Origin of the sequence: Pseudomonas sp. 2957 (genome assembly GCF_031456345.1) — a bacterium.
In the GTDB taxonomy this organism is placed as follows: Bacteria; Pseudomonadota; Gammaproteobacteria; order Pseudomonadales; family Pseudomonadaceae; genus Aquipseudomonas; species Aquipseudomonas siliginis.
In genome coordinates, this window is record NZ_JAVDUL010000002.1 from 467885 (window position 1) to 487261 (window position 19377).

General features: G+C 60.7%; 14 protein-coding genes. 6 read left to right on the forward strand and 8 right to left on the reverse strand.

All coding sequences use genetic code 11. The annotated features are described in order from the left end of the window. The first annotated feature begins 27 nt into the window (after positions 1-27). The 5 genes from J2Y39_RS07610 to J2Y39_RS07630 all read left to right on the forward strand — a co-directional run bounded on the left by J2Y39_RS07610 (position 28) and on the right by J2Y39_RS07630 (position 10291). A complete protein-coding gene (locus J2Y39_RS07610; protein ID WP_310216410.1) occupies positions 28-3618 on the forward strand; it encodes a toxin VasX in 3591 nt (1196 codons plus the stop codon). Beyond that, positions 3608-4738 (forward strand): hypothetical protein, encoded by a 1131-nt coding sequence (locus J2Y39_RS07615; RefSeq protein ID WP_256584163.1) that lies wholly within the window; start codon positions 3608-3610, stop codon positions 4736-4738. Before J2Y39_RS07610 ends, J2Y39_RS07615 begins: the two co-directional genes overlap by 11 nt. Before the next feature lie 77 nt (positions 4739-4815). After that, positions 4816-6060, forward strand: a complete 1245-nt coding sequence (locus tag J2Y39_RS07620) for an exonuclease SbcCD subunit D C-terminal domain-containing protein (RefSeq protein WP_095180193.1) — start codon at positions 4816-4818, stop codon at positions 6058-6060. Further along, the gene (locus J2Y39_RS07625; RefSeq protein WP_310216413.1) at positions 6057-9698 is read left to right on the forward strand and encodes an AAA family ATPase; all 3642 of its coding nucleotides are present in this window, start codon (positions 6057-6059) and stop codon (positions 9696-9698) included. Before J2Y39_RS07620 ends, J2Y39_RS07625 begins: the two co-directional genes overlap by 4 nt. Continuing rightward, the gene (locus J2Y39_RS07630) at positions 9695-10291 is read left to right on the forward strand and encodes a glutathione S-transferase (protein WP_236169621.1); all 597 of its coding nucleotides are present in this window, start codon (positions 9695-9697) and stop codon (positions 10289-10291) included. Before J2Y39_RS07625 ends, J2Y39_RS07630 begins: the two co-directional genes overlap by 4 nt. Positions 10292-10412: 121 nt before the next feature. Here the strand turns inward: J2Y39_RS07630 and J2Y39_RS07635 are convergent, their stop codons facing one another. The 8 genes from J2Y39_RS07635 to J2Y39_RS07670 all read right to left on the reverse strand — a co-directional run bounded on the left by J2Y39_RS07635 (position 10413) and on the right by J2Y39_RS07670 (position 17368). Continuing rightward, positions 10413-10670: a hypothetical protein gene (locus J2Y39_RS07635; protein WP_056789426.1), complete on the reverse strand. Its 258-nt coding sequence runs from the start codon at positions 10668-10670 to the stop codon at positions 10413-10415. After that, positions 10667-10879, reverse strand: a complete 213-nt coding sequence (locus tag J2Y39_RS07640) for a hypothetical protein (protein WP_039763920.1) — start codon at positions 10877-10879, stop codon at positions 10667-10669. Before J2Y39_RS07640 ends, J2Y39_RS07635 begins: the two co-directional genes overlap by 4 nt. A 421-nt stretch (positions 10880-11300) precedes the next feature. Beyond that, positions 11301-11480, reverse strand: a complete 180-nt coding sequence (locus J2Y39_RS07645; RefSeq protein ID WP_016775003.1) for a hypothetical protein — start codon at positions 11478-11480, stop codon at positions 11301-11303. A gap of 156 nt (positions 11481-11636) precedes the next feature. Further along, positions 11637-12812 (reverse strand): lactonase family protein, encoded by a 1176-nt coding sequence (locus tag J2Y39_RS07650; RefSeq protein WP_310216416.1) that lies wholly within the window; start codon positions 12810-12812, stop codon positions 11637-11639. Then, the gene (locus tag J2Y39_RS07655) at positions 12799-13110 is read right to left on the reverse strand and encodes a DUF5629 family protein (RefSeq protein ID WP_130928828.1); all 312 of its coding nucleotides are present in this window, start codon (positions 13108-13110) and stop codon (positions 12799-12801) included. The genes J2Y39_RS07650 and J2Y39_RS07655 overlap by 14 nt, the downstream gene beginning before the upstream one ends. Positions 13111-13317: 207 nt before the next feature. Then, entirely contained in the window at positions 13318-14898 is a 1581-nt protein-coding gene (locus J2Y39_RS07660) for an aldehyde dehydrogenase (NADP(+)) (protein WP_236169618.1), read from the reverse strand. Positions 14899-14907: 9 nt separating this feature from the next. After that, positions 14908-15900: an AraD1 family protein gene (gene araD1, locus J2Y39_RS07665; RefSeq protein WP_310216420.1), complete on the reverse strand. Its 993-nt coding sequence runs from the start codon at positions 15898-15900 to the stop codon at positions 14908-14910. A 145-nt stretch (positions 15901-16045) separates the two neighbouring features. Next, positions 16046-17368 carry an MFS transporter gene (locus J2Y39_RS07670; protein ID WP_071172697.1) on the reverse strand — a complete coding sequence of 441 codons (1323 nt, stop codon included), beginning with the start codon at positions 17366-17368 and terminating at the stop codon, positions 16046-16048. A 192-nt stretch (positions 17369-17560) separates the two neighbouring features. On the opposite strand from J2Y39_RS07670, the gene J2Y39_RS07675 reads away from it, so the two are divergent. After that, positions 17561-19297: an IlvD/Edd family dehydratase gene (locus tag J2Y39_RS07675; RefSeq protein ID WP_110645647.1), complete on the forward strand. Its 1737-nt coding sequence runs from the start codon at positions 17561-17563 to the stop codon at positions 19295-19297. Positions 19298-19377: the final 80 nt, after the last annotated feature.

Consider the following 19377-nt stretch of genomic DNA (forward strand, 5'->3'; position numbering starts at 1 on the left):
ACAAACAGATACAGGGAAATGTGCTCAATGATGCACCCCGCCAACCTCGCGGCAGCCGCCGCGTCCAAAGCCCCGATCATCGGCCCCGCCGCCTGCCCCTTGCGCAACACCCACGTGCAACTGTTGCCCCTCGCGTACGGCCTTGTCGAAAAATCCTTCGACCCCAGCACCGAACTCACGCTGCCGTACACCCTGACCACGCGCCCCATGGGTATCCGCCGCCTGCGCGACGGTTGGCTGTACATCGTCGACAGCCTCAGCGGTGAGCTCTATGAATACCGCGTGCTGGAAGGTGTCATCAGCGCATTGCTGCATCGCGGCAAAAGCGTCAGCGAGGATCAGCGCAGCGCCATCGAAGAACGTCCGGCGTTGATCTTCTCGCGCAAAAGCACCCTTTACGTGACCTTCGCTGATGTGCAGTTGAGCGCGGCGAAGTGCCGACAGGTGCTGGACAGTGCGCAGGAGCGCGAGCACTTCATGCAGGCGGTCGATCTTGGCCCGGTGCATTGTCTGATCGGCGGCGAGCATCTGCTTACCGTGGCCCAGGCCAAACAGTGGCTGGCGGAAGTGGCCTGCACAGCGAAACCGCTGGCCGAGGCGGACGCCACGCGGATGCCGACGGTGCAGGTCAGCGATGCGCCGGAGCATGAACGCGAACCCTATCTGTGGGAAAACCCGCGACGTTTTCGCGAGGCGCATATCGGCGAATTTCTTGGTCGGGTGCGCGGGCCTTATCAGGACGACACGCTGTTTCTGCTGGTCAACGACGACCTCGGCGTGATGCGCGATCTGGCTGATTATCAGGACCTGGTGGTCGGCTGGGTCGAGCAGTGGAGCAACACCGACAACAACGAGCGCGACTATCTGCTGGCCAGTTACATCGAGTCGCTGAGCCAGCTCGGATCTCAGGACTTCGACACTTTGGCCAAGGCCAGCGACGATCCGCGCGCCCAGGCATTGTTTGCTGAACTGGAGCAATTGCCCGAACCGGATCGGGAAAATACCCGGCAGGCGCTGCTCGAGTATTTGAACAAGGGTGGTGAGCTCGAGCCAGTTGCAGGCGAAGCCACGCCTGAGTTGCAACAGCTTCGCGAAAAGGCACTGGACGAGTCGCTGGCGCTGAACCGTTTCGACGGCGTCGCCCCGGATTTCACCGCACATGCTCGCGTCACCGCCGAGGCAGATCGGCGCTTTTACACCCGTGAATATTTTGTTGAAGTGGCCCCGGCCGACTTCGTCGAGCGCCACCTCAGCACACTGGTCGAGCTCGGCAAAGATCAGAGTCGGCGCATGAAAGACGTGCTCGACGGCCCGCTGCTCAGCGGCAAGCGCGGCATCAACGACCTGATCGACCGCCCGGCGATGGACGAGGTGCTGAACAATCATCGCGACAACCTCGGACGCTGGAATCGCCTGCTCGAACGCATCACCGCCGATCGCGCGCAACTGCTGTGCGCCGGGCGTTTCCATCGCTCGGCGTGGTATTTCGACGGGCAACTGCCAGCGCAGATCGATCAGGCTTTCGCCAGCGAATACGCCTGCCTCAAGGACATCGGCCGCAGCGACGCGGCCAACGAGCAAATGCTCGATTACCTCGAACAACACCCGCAACTGACCCGCCCGTTGTTCTACACCTTGCCGCTGCGCTTGCAGACCGAGCAGGCCGGGCAATATTCAACGCTGTTCAACGCCGGCATGGCGATGTTCAACAACCTGCCGGACTGGCTGGCCAAGTTGCAGAGCATCGAGCAGCCGCAGCTGCCCGCGCTGGACGACCTGCCCGCACACAGCCGAGTCCTCGCCGATGCCGTGCAAGACACCTACAGCCCGGCGCTGAACCTCGGCCTGAGCCGGGCGCTGGAAGGCTTCGATCTTGCCGGCGAGAAAATCCCCGACCTCGACGAACTGTTCCAGCGCTTGCCCAAAGCCCTGCGCCTGCGCGTCTTCGACGCCGCGCGAACCAGCGGCGTGACCTTCACCGTATCCACCCCGGCGGAACAAGCGGCGCTGCAAGCCACGATCAAGGAAGTGCTGCGCGAGCGCGACTACCTGAAAACCCTCAACCGCGAACGCAACCAGCTCACCCACAACAAAAACCGCCAGGGCCACAAAACCGCCCGGGCGGTGGAATTGCAGGAAGAAATCGTCCGCGTGCGCACGCAATTGGCGCTGTTCGAAGGCCGCCTCGCGGCGGCGTTGAGCCCGATTGATGAACTGCCGGATCGCTCGGCCCGGCTGTATGGCGCCACACCGGCGAAAGCGGGCGTGACGGTGGTGTTTCCGCCGGCGCAGCAAGGGGAATTGCGCGGGTTGCTGGAGAATATTCGCGCGGGGGTGGCGGGGGTTTCGAAGGCGAGTCTGGTGCGGACGGAGGGGATGGGGTTGTTGGTGGTGTTGGTGCAGGTGGTGAATTTGGTGGGGGTTTATCGGGAGCTGCGCAGGCAAACCGCGAATAAACGGGTTTGGCAGCCATTCGCCAATGCGATTGTCGCTACTGGGGCTGCAGGATTTACTGCCGCGCAAAGTCTCGGGGATACAGCCTTGAAAAACCGCAGTTCATTTCTGGCGACGAATCTTCAGCAGGCGGCGCTGAAAAACGTGCATGTGCAGTTAGGGAAACTGCATGTGGGATTAGGTTTTTTCACCTATTTGGCAGGGTTGGCATCGTCTGCGAACAGTCTTGTCACGCAGCGCAAAAATTGGGAGCAGGCGATTCGTAGTGGAAGCCATTCGGCGGGTAATGCAGCGGCACTGGGCACCTTGGGTTCCAGCGGAATGACAACCGTCAACGCATATGGTTTGGGTCACACCCTGTACGCAGGTTATACCGTGATTGTGGCGCCAAACGGTGCTGCACGAACTGCCGCGTGGGCCGCTGCGGGTACACGCCTTTCTACGGTGTTCTTCCGTTTCAACTTGGCGGGCGCGCTATTTACGGTCCTGGAGCTCAGCGGCAGTTGGTTGTATAGCCGCTTCAACCTCAGTGCCCACGATAAATGGCTGACAATCACACCATGGAGCAGGGATGGCGAGATGCGTGGTGACCACTCTCTTGATGACTATCAAAGTTACTTGGCTTTTTTAATTCACGCGCCTTACGCGCAACTTGGGAGAAATCCGCATGACTACTGGCTGAAAGATCTGCTGGTCAGAGCCAAGACCAGCGATATTCATCTGGTGCTGCCTCGACTGACGCTGAATGACTTGTTGCCTTCCCTTGGCAGTGAACCAAGCTGCCGGCTAGGTATCGGCGCACACCGCATTTCCAATCCGCTGCACAGTAGAGGAGTTCCACGGGAGCGGAGAGATGTCATCAGCAACGAAATTGTGAATAGCCTGCGCATCGTCAAGTCCAATTCGGAGGGACTCGTGCTCTGTCTTCAATACCCCAAAAATTCCGACTCTGAATTCGTCCCGGCGAAAGAAACACTGGAGTTGGCGGTTTGCATTCAGGCTATGAACAAAAAGGGTGAGTGGCAGTCACGAACCCGAGTAATCCATCTGGATCCTCGTGGAGACGGACACTACGCCGTAGTTGCACCTCAGTTTGTCAAAGAAAAGCCACCACTTGTTAAGGTCGAAATCCAGTATCTGGAGCGAGCCGACCATGCGCAATAGCAACGACAAACAAACACCAAGAGTGGCATTTGTACTGCCGAAACAAGCGGGATTTATTGAGCCGTTTCCGAGTGGAAAAATTACCTATCTCGCGCCCTTGCCATTACCAACACAAACGCCACCCTACGGGCCTCATATAGGGGTACTAAACAGTGTTTACATGGACTTCGGGTTGGGAAACCCGCAGGTATTCATGTGGCAGGTGACTTTAGGAGGACCGTTCAGTGGCACATTCATGATCGCGTTTCTATATCCACTGGTGGGAGGCTTAATTGGGCTCATGTTTGGAGATAACTGGGAGTTCATTAAGGAAATTATTGAGGGTGTTTTTCTTGCCCTTTACAAATTGGCGTTATTAACGGGTTTTATGGCCTTGGGTATCGGCCTGGCCGTCTGGCACCACGTCCACAAAAAACGTCTCTCCCTCATCCCAACCCGCTTCAACCGCCAACGCCGCGAAGTCTGCTTCATGCCCGAAGGCGCCACCGAACCAGTCTTCGTTCCATGGGAATCGCTCAGCGCCTGGATCATCGAAGCCAAAGGCGCCACCCAGTTTGGCATTCACCGCCAATACGGCATGGGCATCGGTTTCTACCAAGGTGAAACCCTCATAAGCCAGGAATTCCAATGCGCCGGCCTGGAGCTTGCGATCAGCCACTGGGAAGCGATTCGCGGCTACATGGAGTACGAGGTCAACGACCTTAAATCGATCCAGGACCTGCAAGACCTGCAAGGCCCGGACGACCCACCCCACGAAGGCCTGCATACATTCCACAATGCCCGCGCGCGGATGCATCAGCAGATCCATGAAGGCCGCCGCTCGCGGTTGTCGGGGTTCTTCTGGTACCTGTATCACGTCATGACCCTATGGACGATTCCCAACCGTCTGCTCGAATGGGAAATTCGTCGGCTGGAAAGAATCGGCAAGCAGGCGCTGCCGGAAGTCATGCGCGAATGGTCCGAGCCATTGCCAAAAGAGCAATGGGCCAAGCCGAGCGAAGAGTTGTTGCGGATGAGCGAGCTGGTGCGGCAGATGCACAGACGCCAGCCGCATCGGCCGATTACCGAAATATTCGCCGCTGCCGGTGCAAGCAGACACACGACAAGGCAAGGGGCGTGATTTGCCAGTAAACTCCCCTCCTCTCGCCGCCCGTTCTTCTTCGCGGCCACCCTCTTGATCAAAATGCGGAGTCCACCTTGCGTTTGTTCCACACCTCCGACTGGCACCTTGGGCAAAACCTGCACGGCCAGGAGCGCGATTTCGAGCACGCGTGTTTTCTCGAATGGCTGCTGCGCCAGTTGCACTTGGCGCAGCCGGATGTGCTGCTGATTGCCGGCGATATCTTCGATACGGTCAATCCGCCGGTCAAAGCTCAGGAACGCCTTTACGACTTCATCGTCAGCGCTCACGAACAGCAGCCGTTGCTGACCATCGTGATGATCGCCGGCAACCATGATTCCGGCTCGCGGATCGAGCTGCCGGCGCCGTTGATGCGGCGTTTGCGCACTCACGCGTTGGGTCGGGTCTTGTGGCTGGATGACGGGCAACTCGATGCCGAGCGCCTGCTGCTGCCGCTGCCGAATGCCCAAGGAGAAATCGCCGCGTGGTGTCTGGCGCTGCCGTTTTTGCGCCCGGCGGAAGTCACTGGCGCGCATCTGGGTGACAACTATCTGCGCGGCATCGGTCAGGTGCATGAATGGCTGATCGCGGCGGCGAATGCCAAGCGTCAACCCGGGCAGGCGTTGATCGCTATCAGCCACGCGCACATGGCCGGGGGCTCTGTGTCGGAGGATTCCGAACGCAGCCTGATCATCGGCAATGCCGAAGCGCTGCCCGCCAGCCTGTTCGGCGAAAGCATCAGTTACGTCGCCCTCGGCCATTTGCACAAGCCGCAGAAGGTCAACGGCGAGGAGCGCATTCGCTACAGCGGCTCGCCGATTCCGCTGTCGTTCTCCGAAATCGGTTATCAGCATCAGATTCTCGATGTGGTCCTGGACGGTGAAACCCTGGTCAGCGTCGAGCCGAAACTGATCCCGCGCTCGGTCAATCTGCAGCGCATCGGCCCGGCGCCGCTGGCCGAGATTCTGCTGCAACTGGCCGACCTGCCGAACATCGATCTGCTCGCCGAAACCCAGCGCCAGCCCTGGCTCGAAGTGCGCGTGCGTCTGGATGAGCCGCAGCCGGATCTGCGCCATCAAGTGGAAACCGCACTGCAAGGCAAAGCCGTGCGACTGGTGCGCATCGCCGCTGAATACGCCGGCAATCGTGGCGCCGATGGCAGCGATGACGGCAGCACACTGATCGAACTCGACCAGCTCACCCCGCAGGAACTGTTCAGCCGCGCCTGGCTCGACAATTACGGCAGCGAGGTCGACGACCAGACGCTCAAGGACTTCGCCGAACTTCTGCAGGACGTGCAACTGGAGGGCGAGCAGCCGTGAAGATTCTCGCCATTCGTTTGAAGAACCTCGCCTCGCTGGCCGGTCCGTTCGAGATCGATTTCACCGCCGAACCGCTGGCCAGCGCTGGTCTTTTTGCGATCACCGGCCCGACCGGCGCTGGCAAGAGCACGCTGCTTGATGCGTTGTGTCTGGCGCTGTTCGGCGCCGTGCCGCGCCTGAACAACACCGGTCGCGATGCGAAAGTCCCCGACGCTGACGGTGAAATCGCCACTGGTGACCCGCGCACCTTGCTGCGACGCGGCACCGGTGAAGGCTATGCCGAAGTGGATTTTGTCGGCGTCGATGGCCGCCGCTATCGCGCGCGCTGGGAAGCCAATCGTGCTCGCGAGAAGGCTGGTGGCAAACTCCAGGCCAGTCGGCAGAGCCTGCGCGACATCGATCAGGATCAACTGCTCGCCAGCCAGAAAGGCGAATACAAAACCCAGCTGGAAGCCGCGCTGGGCCTGAACTTTGAACAGTTCACCCGCGCTGTGCTGCTGGCGCAGAGTGAGTTCAGCGCGTTCCTCAAGGCTGACGACAACGACCGCAGTGAACTGCTGGAAAAACTCACAGACACCGCGCTCTACACCCGCCTCGGCCGCCGCGCTTTCGACAAGACCAAAGAAGCCCGCGAAGCGCACAAGCTGTTGCAGGATCAGGCTACCGGGGTAACGCCTTTGGCGCCGGAAGCGCGCGCCGAACTCGACGAGCGTTTCAACACCGCGCAGCAACATATGAAGGCGCAACAGGCGCAGCTCAAACAGCTTGAGCAACAACACGGTTGGCTGAAGGATTTGCGTCAGTTGCAGGACGCGCAAAAAGCCGCCAGCGAACAACTGCAAACCGCGCAACAGCAATGGCAGGCACTGGCCGGCGAGCGGGTGAAGCTGACGCGTCTGGAACAGCTTGGCCCGCAACGCCATCAGTTCGCGCGCAAGGCCGAGCTTGATGCGCTGCTGACGCCACTGACGACGCAGATTGCCGCGCACACCCAACAACACGCCGCGTTGGGCGAACGCCAGACGCAACTGGCGCAAAACCTCGATACAGCAAAAGTCGCCCTCAGCGAAGCACAACAACGCCAGAGCGAAAACGCGCCGTTGCTGCGTCAGGCATTCGAAGAGCAAAGCACCCTCGCCCGTCTGATCAAGGACACTGCCAGCAGCGCCGAAGCCCGACAAACCGCCGAGCAAGCGTTCAAGGATGGCCAGAGCGCGATTCAGGCCTTGCAGGAAAAACAGGCTGAGGTCGCCGAGCGTTTGCAACGCATCGCCACCGAGCTTGAGCAGAGTGCGCATCTGGCGCCGTTGAGCGATGCCTGGAGCGCCTATCGCGACCGTCTGCAACAGCTGATGCTGATCGGCAACCGCATGAACAAGGGCCAGAGCGAACTGGCGTCCCTCGAACAGAACGCCGCGCGCAGTGCTGAGCAACTGGCCTCGCACAAGCAGCAACTGGAAGTGCTGTTCAAAGAGGCCGGCGCCGAGCCCGACGCGGTTGCGGAACAGATCGGCCTGCTCGGCACTTTGCTGCAGGACAACCGCAAACAGCTGCGCGCAGTTGAAGACCTGTCGCGCCTGTGGGCGTCTCAGCAGGATCTCGACAAGCGCAGCGCCGAGTTGCAACAACGTCAGCTCGACGCGCAGCAGCAACGCGAACGCTTGACCCAGGACGGTGTGAAAACCAAGGCCGAACTGACCGTCGCCGAGCAGACCCTCAATGTCACTCGCGAACTGCTCGAGCGTCAGCGGCTGGCGCGCAGTGCCAGTGTCGAAGAGTTGCGCGCGCAGTTGCAGGACGATCAGCCCTGCCCGGTCTGCGGCAGCAACGAGCATCCCTATCACCAGCCCGAAGCGCTGTTGCAGAGCCTTGGCCGTCACGATGAAAGCGAACAGGCCAACGCCCAGCAAGTGGTCGATCAGCTCAAGGAAAAACTGATCGAGCTGCGCGGCGAAGTCGGTGGCGTGATCGCGCAACAGAAAGAATTGCTCCAGCAACAGGAACAACTGGCGGCGCAACAACAAGCCCTGGCCCCGAGCCTCGACGCGCATCCGCTGGCCGCGCAACTGTTCAATCAGAACGCCGACAAACGCGACGCCTGGCTCAGCCGCCAGACCGAGCAGTTGAACCAGAGCATCACTCAAGACGAACAACGGCAAAGCGCCCTGCTCACCTTGCAACAGGACGCGGCGCGCTTGTCGCAACAATTGCGTCAGGCCGAGGTGGCGCATCAGCAAGCGGCGCAACAGCTGAGCCATCAGCAGCATGAACTCAACAGCGACCGTCAGCGTCTTGAAGAAGAACTCGCCGCGTTTGGCCCGCTGCTGCCCGCCGACACGCTTGAGGCCTTGCGCCTTGAGCCGGCGGCAACGTTCATGCAGCTGGATCGGCAGATCGCCGAGCGTCTGGCCCAGCTCGAACAGCAAAAGGAAGAGCTGAGCGAACAGCAGCAACGCCAGCAGACGTTGGAAAAAGAACAGGATCGCCAACAGCTGCGCACTCAGCAACTGCACAGCGCCGAGCAACAATTCACCGCGCTGACCGAGCAGCAGCAAAGCTGTCAGGAAAAACTCGCGCAGTTACTTGGCGAGCACAGCAGCGCCGAGCATTGGCAGCAGCAGCTGGAACACGCGGTGGAACAGGCGCGCGTCGCCGAAACCAGCACCGCTGAGGAGCTGCAAAGCGTGCGCACGCAGCTGGTGCAGACCGCAGCCGAACTCAAGTCTCAGCAGGATCGCCTGCAAGCATTGGAGGCTGAAGAACAGGCACTCGCCGGCAAGATCGCCGATTGGCGCGCCAGCCACCCGGAACTGGATGACAGCGGCCTGGAAAACTTGCTGCGCTTCGACGACGCGCAAGTCGCCGAACTGCGCCAGACCCTTCAGCACAACGAAAAAGCCATCGAACAAGCCCAGGTCTTGTTGCAAGAGCGCGATCAGCGCCTGCTCGATCACCAGGCCCGGCAGGACGGCAATCTCGAGGCCGCACAACTGGACAGCGCCCTCGCTGAGCTGCAAAACCAGTTCGCCGTCAGCGAACAGCAGTGCGCCGAACTGCGCGCCGAACAGGCGGAAGACCAGCGCCGACAGAACGCCAATCAGGCGTTGGCCCGGCAGATCGCTGACGCCTACGCCGAGTATCAACGCTGGGCGCGACTCAGTGCCTTGATTGGCTCGGCCACCGGTGACACCTTCCGCAAGATCGCCCAGGCGTACAACCTCGACCTGCTGGTGCACCACGCCAACGCGCAGCTGCGCCAACTGGTCAAACGCTATCGCCTCAAACGTGGCGGCAGCATGCTCGGCCTGCTGGTGATGGACACGGAAATGGGCGACGAACTGCGCTCGGTGCATTCGTTGTCGGGCGGCGAGACGTTCCTCGTATCACTCGCCCTTGCGCTGGGTCTGGCCTCGATGGCGTCGAGCACGCTGAAAATCGAATCGCTGTTTATCGACGAAGGTTTCGGCAGCCTTGATCCGGAATCCTTGCAACTGGCCATGGACGCGCTCGATGGCTTGCAGGCACAGGGACGCAAGGTGGCGGTGATTTCCCATGTGCAGGAAATGCACGAACGGATTCCTGTGCAGATTCAGGTGCGGCGCCAAGGCAATGGTTTGAGCACGCTGGAGGTGAAATGAACACGCTGTATTCCTTCCGCCGCTGCCCTTACGCCATGCGTGCGCGAATGGCGTTGCGTTATGCGGGCGTGCCGGTGGAGATTGTCGAAGTCAGTCTCAAGGACAAACCGGCGCAGATGCTGGCGCTCTCGCCCAAGGGCACCGTGCCGGTGCTGAATGCCGATGGCGTGGTGATCGATGAGAGTCTGCAGATCATGCGCTGGGCGTTGGCGCAGAATGATCCGGATGATTGGTTGCTGGGCGGTGATTCGTTCGCGGCACTGTGGATGGAGAAACTGATTGAAGGCAATGATCAGATTTTCAAATCGGCTTTGAATCGCTACAAGTACGCCGAGCGTTACCCTGAGCAGCCGATGGAAGCTTATCGGGCTGAAGGTGCGTTATTTCTGCAGAAACTGGATGAGCTGCTTGAAGGACGTGAGTACTTGCTGGCCGATCATCCGAGCCTCGCCGACATCGCCCTGCTGCCCTTCGTCCGGCAGTTCGCTCACGTTGATCGAGAGTGGTTCGCGCAGACGCCTTATGTTCGCTTGCAAGCCTGGTTGCAGCGCTTGCTCGAATCCGAGCTGTTCACCTCGATCATGAAGAAGTAACCCTCTCTCCCTCTTGATCGTTCCCACGCTCCGCGTGGGAATGCAGCCGGGGACGCTCTGCGTCCCAGTGGAACGCGGAGCGTCCCTTGAGGCATTCCCACGCAGAGCGTGGGAACGATCATTAGGCCAGTGCTTGGCACATGCCCAGCGCCATGCAATCCACTTCAAACGGCCCGAGAAAATCCAGCGCAACCTTGACCGGTGGATTGCCGGCCATCAGCCCCAGCGTGTTGGCTCGTTCAATGTTGTGCGCGATGTTGTGGTTGGCCTCTATGGCCCGGGCCAAGCCGCCCACCGAGCCCTGGCCAAATCCCAACAGTGAGGCGCCGTTGGTCATCAGCGCGAGGCTGGCGATGACCCAGAGTCTGTAGCCTTTCATGCGCCGCCGACTCCTGCGAGTTCGGCCCTGTCGACCATTGCGCTTTGCGAGCGCAGTTCGAACTGGATGCCGGGGTGGGCGACGTCGATCGGGGCGTCGAAGCTGTGTTCCATTTGCGCGCCGATGCTGACAAACAGCACCACGGCCAGGTACAGACCGATGGCCAGATAGGCGCCGCGTTTGGCGGAAGTGAGGATTGCGCTGGCCATGGTGTTCTCCGTGGGCAAAGGTTTCGATGGCCACAGAATCAATCAAAAAAGCCGAAGCAACCACTCAGGGTTTGCAATGGTGAATATCAGCTTCGTTGATTATTTAGCGGCTCTATTTGCCGGCGAGAGAAAACCTATGAGTGGAGAACGCGTACGCGCGTAGGAGCTGCCGAAGGCTGCGATCTTTTGACGATTGATCGTTCCCACGCTCCGCGTGGGAATGCCTCAAGGGACGCTCCGCGTTCCAATGGGACGCAGAGCGTCCCGGGCTGCGTTCTAACGCAAAGCGTGGGAACGATCAGGTTACGCGCGCGCGTAGGAGCTGCCGAAGGCTGCGATCTCTTGTTTGATCGTTCCCACGCAGAGCATGGGAACGATCAAGATCGCAGCCTTCGGCAGCTCCTACAGGAGAACGGTGCGCTCAGGCTTGGGTTTTGTGATCCAGCGCGGCGTAGAAGTTGGCGCTTTGTTGCAGGTATTTCTGGGTGTAGCTCTGGGTGTGGGATTTTTTGCTGGCGATTTCGACGTTGGCACCGGCTGGCAATACCACGGTGGCAGAAATGGCGGAAGCGGCGATGACGGAGAAGAGATTGAAATTCATGGCGGTAACCCTCGTGTTCGTTTGCTTGGTTTGCCCGGTCGGGCTGTGAAACAAACGTAACGCTCGAGGGTTGCTCGCTTGAAATCTTTTGTAGCATTAGCCGATATCAGTGCAATTAATACAACGATGCAGGCCCCGCAGAACGGGGCCTGTGGCTTATTGTCGCACTACAAACTTCAGATCGCTTGGCGCGTCCATCGGCAGTTTTTGCACGGTTTTGCCGAGCAGACCGGTCTTGGTATCGCGTTCGACGACGACAATCTGGTTGCTCTTCTGGTTGGCGATCAAGACGAATTTACCGCTCGGATCGAGGGCAAACTCGCGCGGGTGATCACCCTCGACCGAGCGCTTTTGCAGCTCTTTGAGCTGACCGGTCGCAGAATCAATGCCGAACACTACGAGCTGATTGGCCGTGCCGCGATTGCTCACGTAGAGAAACTTGCCGTCAGCCGAGGCATGCAGCGCCGCGCCGGCCTTGTCCGAGGTTGGCTGGCCCGCCGCCAGATCGACCAGTTGCGTCTGGGTCAGTACGCCGTCCTTGTAGTCGAACACCGCGACCTGTGCACTCATCTCCATGGTCAGCCAGGCGTGTTTGCCGTCAGCGCTGAACAGCAGATGACGCGGGCCACTGCCGGCCGGCAAGGCTACCGAGGCGGTTTTTGCCGGGGTCAGCGGCAGGTGTGGATTGGCCTTCGGGTCGTACTGATAGATGAAAACCTTGTCCGCGCCCAAATCATTGGAGAACACATAGCGCCCGTCCGGCGACGACACCGTCGAGTGCACATGATTGGAAGCCTGACGCTCAGGGTTGACCCGACTGGCCGGGTGGCCGCTCATCTGCACCACCGGTTTCAACTGGCCGTCGGCATCGACCGGCAATACCGCCAGGGTGCCGCCCGGATCTTGCATCACTGAGTAGTTGCTGACGAACAGGTGTTTGGCATCGGCGCTGAGGCTGGAATGGGTCGGCTCGTTGCCCAGGCTCTGCACCTGATTGATCAGGCTCAGCGCATGGGTCTTCGGGTCAATGGCGAAGCTGCTGACGCGGCCGACCGGATCGGTCTGGCCCGGGCCGTTTTCGTTGACCACGAACAAACGCTTCTGGTCTTTCGAGAGGGTCAGCCACGAAGGGTTTTCGGTCTTGACCACTTGCAGCGGCTTGGCGTCGATCTGGCCGGTGGCGCTGTCGAACTGCATGCGGTAGATGCCCTGGCTGGAACCGGCGGTGTACGAGCCGACCAGCAACTGCAAGGTGTCGGCGCTGGCGCTGGAAAGCCCCATCGCGCCGACGCTGCCGGCCATCAGCAAAGGCCAGAAATTACGCATCTTCATTATTGTCATCCTCATCGTCGCTGCTGCTGACTACGTCGCCGAGGCACACCAGACGATGCTCGCCCGTGGTCTTGGTGTCGCTGGCGTAACCGACGATCAGCCAGCTCTGCAGCGTCTCATCGAACGTCGCAGCCGCAACCTGAGCCGGGGTGAATTCCCAGTGCTTGGCTGCACGGCCATCAATGCATTCGATGTGCAGGTTATCGTCCTCGTCGAGGGCGAATTCGAAGGCGTGCAGGCCATCGATTTCGACCATACCGCAGTGTTCGAGGGCGTTGAGAAGGGTTTGGGCAGTCATGGCAAACAGTCTTTTTAGGGGGGGAAAGGGCCAATGATAGCCCAATGTGATCCAGAGGCCCCTGCTGGAATCTCTGTCTGATCGTTCCCACGCTCCGCGTGGGAATGCCTCAAGGGACGCTCCGCGTTCCAGTGGGACGCAGAGCGTCCCGGGCTGCATTCCCACGCAGAGCGTGGGAACGATCAACACAAAAAATCGCAGTGCTGGCTAGATCGCCTCTCGCGATGGCTTGCCATCCACCAAGCGCTGGATCCGCAGCGGGTTGGCGTTTTTCAGTGGTTCGGGCAGCAAGCTGTCCGGGTAGTTCTGGAAGCACACCGGGCGCAGGAAGCGATCGATCGCCAGCGTGCCCACTGACGTGCCGCGCGCATCGGACGTCGCCGGGTACGGGCCGCCATGCACCATCGAATCGCACACTTCGACACCAGTCGGATAACCGTTGAGCAGGATGCGCCCGACTTTCTGTTCCAGCAGCGGCGTCAGTTCGGCGAATTGCTCGAAGTCAGACGGCTCACCAATGATCGTCGCGGTCAGTTGACCGTGCAGGCCGTGCAGCGCTGCGCTCAGTTGTGCCTGATCGGCCACTTCGACGATTACTGTGGTCGGACCGAACACTTCTTCCTGTAGCACTTCGTCGCCGTTGATCAACAGGCTGACATCGGCCTTGAACAACTGCGGCTGCGCCTGATTGCCCTGCTGCGGATTACCGGCCAGATGCTCAATGCCGCTGTGCGCCAGGAGTTTTTCCAGGCCTTTGCCATAGCTGCCGAGGGTGCCGGCGTTGAGCATGGTTTGCGCCGGTTGATCACCGATCGCAGCGGCGACTTGCTCTACAAACGCGCTGAACTGCGCAGAGCGAATACCGATGACCAGACCTGGATTGGTGCAGAACTGACCGCAACCCTGCACTACCGAAGCGGTGAGGTCGCGCGCGACGGTTTCCGAACGCGTGGCCAGTGCCTGCGGCAAGACGATCACCGGGTTGATGCTCGACATCTCGGCAAACACCGGGATCGGTTGCGGACGTGCAGCGGCCATGTCGCACAAAGCGCGACCGCCCTTCAGCGAGCCAGTGAAACCTACTGCCTGAATTGCCGGATGCTTGACCAGCCATTCGCCGACGCCGCCACCGTAAATCATGTTGAACACGCCAGCGGGCATACCGGTTTTTTCTGCGGCACGAATGATCGCGTCGGCGACCAGTTCAGCGGTGGCCATGTGGCCGCTGTGGGCCTTGAATACCACCGGGCAACCGGCGGCCAGTGCTGCTGCGGTATCGCCACCGGCAGTGGAGAATGCCAGCGGGAAGTTGCTCGCACCAAACACCGCGACCGGGCCGAGGCCGATGCGGTACTGACGCAGATCCGGACGTGGCAGCGGCTGACGATCCGGCAATGCCAGATCGATCCGTGCGCCGTAGAAATCACCACGACGCAGGACTTTGGCGAACAGACGCATCTGCCCGCTGGTGCGACCACGCTCGCCCTGAATGCGTCCGGCCGGCAGCGCGGTTTCGCGGCAGACCACGGCGACGAAATCGTCGCCAAGCGCATCCAGCTCATCCGCGACTGCGTCGAGGAACTGCGCGCGACGTTCGGCGCTGAGGCTGCGATACGTCGGGTAAGCCGCAGCGGCGGCCTTGGCGGCGGCGTCGACTTCTTCGGCCGTGGCCTGAATGAAATCGTGCGGCAGGGCCTCGCCAGTGCTGGCGTCGACCGAGTGCAGTTTGACGCTGCCGGCGGCGCTGCGCTGACCGCCGATGTAGTTGTGACCGAGAATCTGAGTCATGGGATCTCCTTAAAGGGTGCCGATGCTGTCCGGTTCAAAAGCCGCCTGAACCGGTGCGATACCGTTGACCAGCGGTGCGCCGAAGTCGGCCTGGCTGATCTCGAACGTGTCGCCCGGCTGGGTGCGGATGCCGTCGGCAAACGACAGGGTCGCAGTGCCGAAAAAGTGAATATGCACGTCGCCCGGACGCAGGAACTGACTGTATTTGAAGTGGTGGTACTCGAGGTTCGCCAGGCTGTGGCACATGTTGGCCTCGCCACTGAGGAACTCGTTCTGCCAGAGCACTTCGCCGTCACGCAGGATTCGGCTGGTGCCGGCAAGGTGTTGAGGCAATTCACCGGTACGAAGTTCCGGGCCATAACTGCAACTGCGCAATTTCGAGTGCGCCAGGTACAGGTAATTCTTGCGTTCCATGACGTGATCGGAGAACTCGTTACCGACGGCGAAACCGAGGCGATACGGCTTGCCATCGTTGCCGATGACGTACAGGCCGGCCATCTCTGGCTCTTCACCGGCGTCTTCGGCGAACGGCGGCAGCGGGAACGCCTGCCCCGGACGCACGACAATGCTGCCGTCGCCCTTGTAGAACCACTCCGGTTGCACACCGGCCTGCCCCGCCGCAGGTTTACCGCCCTCCACGCCCCATTTGAAAATGCGCATGGTGTCGGTCATCGCCGCTTCATCGCCGGCCTGCTGGTGCATCTTGTCCCGGGCCGAAGCGCTGCCCAGATGGGTCAGGCCGGTACCGCTGACCAGCATGTGTGCCGGGTCCGGGTGGTCCAGTGGCGGCAGGATGCGCAGGTCTTTGAGCAACTGCGCGTAGTCGTGGCTGGCGCCGAGGCCGAGGCTTTGTACTTGCTGCTCAAGGGAGCTGCCGGCCTCGATTGCCGCCAGGGCCAGATCACGGACACTGCGGGCGTCCTCGACTTCGCGGACCTGACCGCTGTCGACCACGCCGACCCGGCGCTCGCCGTTGGGTAATTCGAATTGAACCAGATGCATGATTTTCTCCTGTTCCATCAAAAACGCCGCTATCCCCTGTGGGAGCGAGCCTGCTCGCGAAAGCGGTGTATCAGTCACCAACAGTGTTGAATGTGATGGCCTCTTCGCGAGCAGGCTCGCTCCCACAGGGGCCAGTGTTGGTCAGTCAAGTTCGGGTCGCGCCACGGGCGCTGGCGGCGAACTGGTCGACGGGCAGTACATGCTTGCGTTCCAGCACGCGGTAAACGACGCCGGTCAGAATCAGCCCGAACACCATCACGCCCGAGAGGAAGTACAACCCCGAAGCCAGATTGCCGGTGTATTCCTTCAACGCGCCGATCACGAACGGCCCGATATACCCGCCCAGATTGCCCACCGAGTTGATCAAGGCAATCCCCGCCGCCGCACTCGCGCCAGCAAAGAAACGCCCCGGCAAGGTCCAGAACACCGCGGTGCATGAGAACAGCGCGAACGCCACCAGACACAGCGCCGCCAGTTGCGCCACCGGTAGCGACAGCCAGGCACTGAGGAACAGGCCCAGCGCACCGAGCACATAGAGCACCGCCAAGTGGCCGTAGCGATCATTCAAGCGGTCGGAACTGCGCGGAATGATCAGCAGGCCGATGATCCCGAAAATGTATGGCACCGAAGAGACGAAACCGGTGACCAGATCGCTGCCGCCGAACTGTTTGATCAACGTCGGCAGCCACAGGCCCAGACCATAAATGCTCAGGGTCACCGGCAGATAGAACAGCGCCAGCAACAACACACGTTTGTCTTTCAGCGCATGCAGCGGATTGCCGTGACGGGTCTGGCCGTACTCCTGCAAATCCTTTTTCAGTTCGCCGGTCAGCCAGTCTTTTTCCGCCTGATCCATCCACTTCACTTGCTGCGGGCCGTCCGGCAGCCAGCGCAGGACCGGCCAGGTCAGCAGGATCGCAGGGGTGCCGATGACGATGAACAGCCACTGCCAGCCGTGCAGGCCGAGGATGCCGTCCATGCCCAGCAAACCGCCGGACACGGGACCGGTGATCATCATCGCGATGGGTTGCGAGAGGATGAACAGGCCGAGGATTTTGCCGCGATGGCGCACCGGGAACCATTGGGTGATGTAGTACAGCACACCGGGGAAGAAGCCCGCCTCGGCCGCGCCGAGCAGAAAGCGCATCACGTAGAAGCTGTGCGGCCCTTGCACGAAGGCCATGCCGATGGTGATCGCGCCCCAGGTGATCATGATCCGCGCGAACCAGCGCCGCGCGCCGAAGCGTTCGAGCATCAGGTTGCTGGGAATCTCGAGAAGAAAATAGCCGATGAAGAACAGCCCGGCACCGAGGCCATAGGCGGCGTCGCCGATACCGATGTCCGCGCCCATGTGCAGCTTGGCGAAGCCGACGGCGGAGCGATCCACATAGGCGATCAGGTACAGCAGGATCAGGAAGGGAATCAGTTTCAGTGTGATGCGCCGGACAAGCCGCAATTCCTGGCTCATGAGATCGGTCTCCGATTGTTGTTTTTATAGAACCTCGGGGGACGCCTCTCGCCAAAACAGCCAGGGCCATCCCTCCGTCGAAAACGACTATATAGTAATACTAATTACCCAACAACACTTCCAAAGCGCGGATTTTGAGCTTAGATTAAGCGTCAGCTCGCAAACAATAGTCTTACAATAAGAGAATCGATCATGTCTGATAAGAAACCCACCCTGCGCTCCGCCCAATGGTTTGGCACGGCCGACAAGAACGGCTTCATGTACCGCAGCTGGATGAAGAATCAGGGCATCGCCGACCATCAGTTCCACGGCAAGCCGATCATCGGCATCTGCAACACCTGGTCGGAACTGACCCCGTGCAACGCGCACTTCCGCCAGATCGCGGAGCACGTCAAACGCGGGGTGATCGAGGCCGGTGGTTTTCCGGTGGAGTTTCCGGTGTTCTCCAACGGCGAATCGAACCTGCGCCCGACCGCCATGCTCACCCGCAACCTGGCGAGCATGGACGTTGAAGAAGCGATTCGCGGCAACCCGATCGACGGCGTCGTGCTGCTCACCGGTTGCGACAAAACCACTCCAGCACTGTTGATGGGCGCGGCCAGTTGCGACGTGCCGGCCATCGTCGTCACCGGCGGGCCGATGCTCAACGGCAAGCACAAAGGCAAGGACATCGGTTCCGGCACCGTGGTCTGGCAGCTCAGCGAACAGGTCAAGGCCGGCACCATCACCATCGATGACTTCCTCGCAGCCGAGGGCGGCATGTCGCGTTCGGCGGGCACCTGCAACACCATGGGCACCGCGTCGACCATGGCCTGCATGGCCGAAGCGCTGGGCACTTCGCTGCCGCACAACGCCGCGATTCCGGCCGTAGATGCGCGCCGTTATGTGCTGGCGCACATGTCCGGCATGCGTGCGGTGGAGATGGTGCGTGAAGACCTGAAGCTGTCGAAGATCCTCACCAAGGAAGCCTTTGAAAACGCCATTCGCGTCAACGCCGCCATCGGTGGTTCGACCAATGCCGTGATCCACTTGAAAGCCATCGCCGGGCGCATCGGCGTCGAGCTCGATCTGGACGACTGGACCCGCATCGGTCGCGGCATGCCGACCATCGTCGACCTGCAACCGTCCGGGCGTTTCCTGATGGAAGAGTTCTACTACGCCGGTGGCTTGCCAGCGGTGCTGCGCCGCCTGGGTGAAGCCAATCTGATCCCCAACCCGAATGCACTGACGGTCAACGGCAAGTCCATCGGCGAAAACACCAAGGACGCGCCGATCTACGGCGAAGACCAAGTGATCCGCACCCTCGACAATCCGATTCGCGCTGACGGTGGCATCTGCGTGTTGCGCGGCAATCTGGCGCCGTTGGGCGCGGTGCTCAAGCCGTCCGCCGCTAGCGCTGAACTGATGCAGCATCGCGGGCGTGCGGTGGTGTTCGAGAACTTCGACATGTACAAGGCGCGGATCAACGATCCGGAGCTGGACGTCGATAAGGATTCGATTCTGGTGATGAAAAACTGCGGGCCGAAGGGTTATCCGGGCATGGCTGAAGTCGGCAACATGGGCCTGCCGGCCAAGCTGCTGGCAGAAGGCGTGACCGACATGGTGCGCATTTCCGATGCACGCATGAGCGGCACCGCTTACGGTACGGTGGTTTTGCACGTTGCCCCGGAAGCGGCAGCGGGCGGGCCTTTGGCGGCGGTGCAGGAAGGCGACTGGATCGAACTCGATTGCGCCAGCGGCCGTCTGCATCTGGACATTCCGGACGCGGAACTGGCCGCGCGCATGGCCGATCTGCAAGCGCCGCAGCAGTTGTTGGTGGGCGGTTATCGTCAGCTGTACATCGATCACGTCCTGCAGGCGGATCAGGGTTGCGACTTTGACTTCCTGGTTGGCTGCCGAGGTGCTGAAGTCCCGCGCCACTCGCACTAACAGCGCAATTCCCCTGTGGGAGCGAGCCTGCTCGCGAAGAGGGAGTGTCAGTCGACATCTATTTGACTGATATGCCGCCT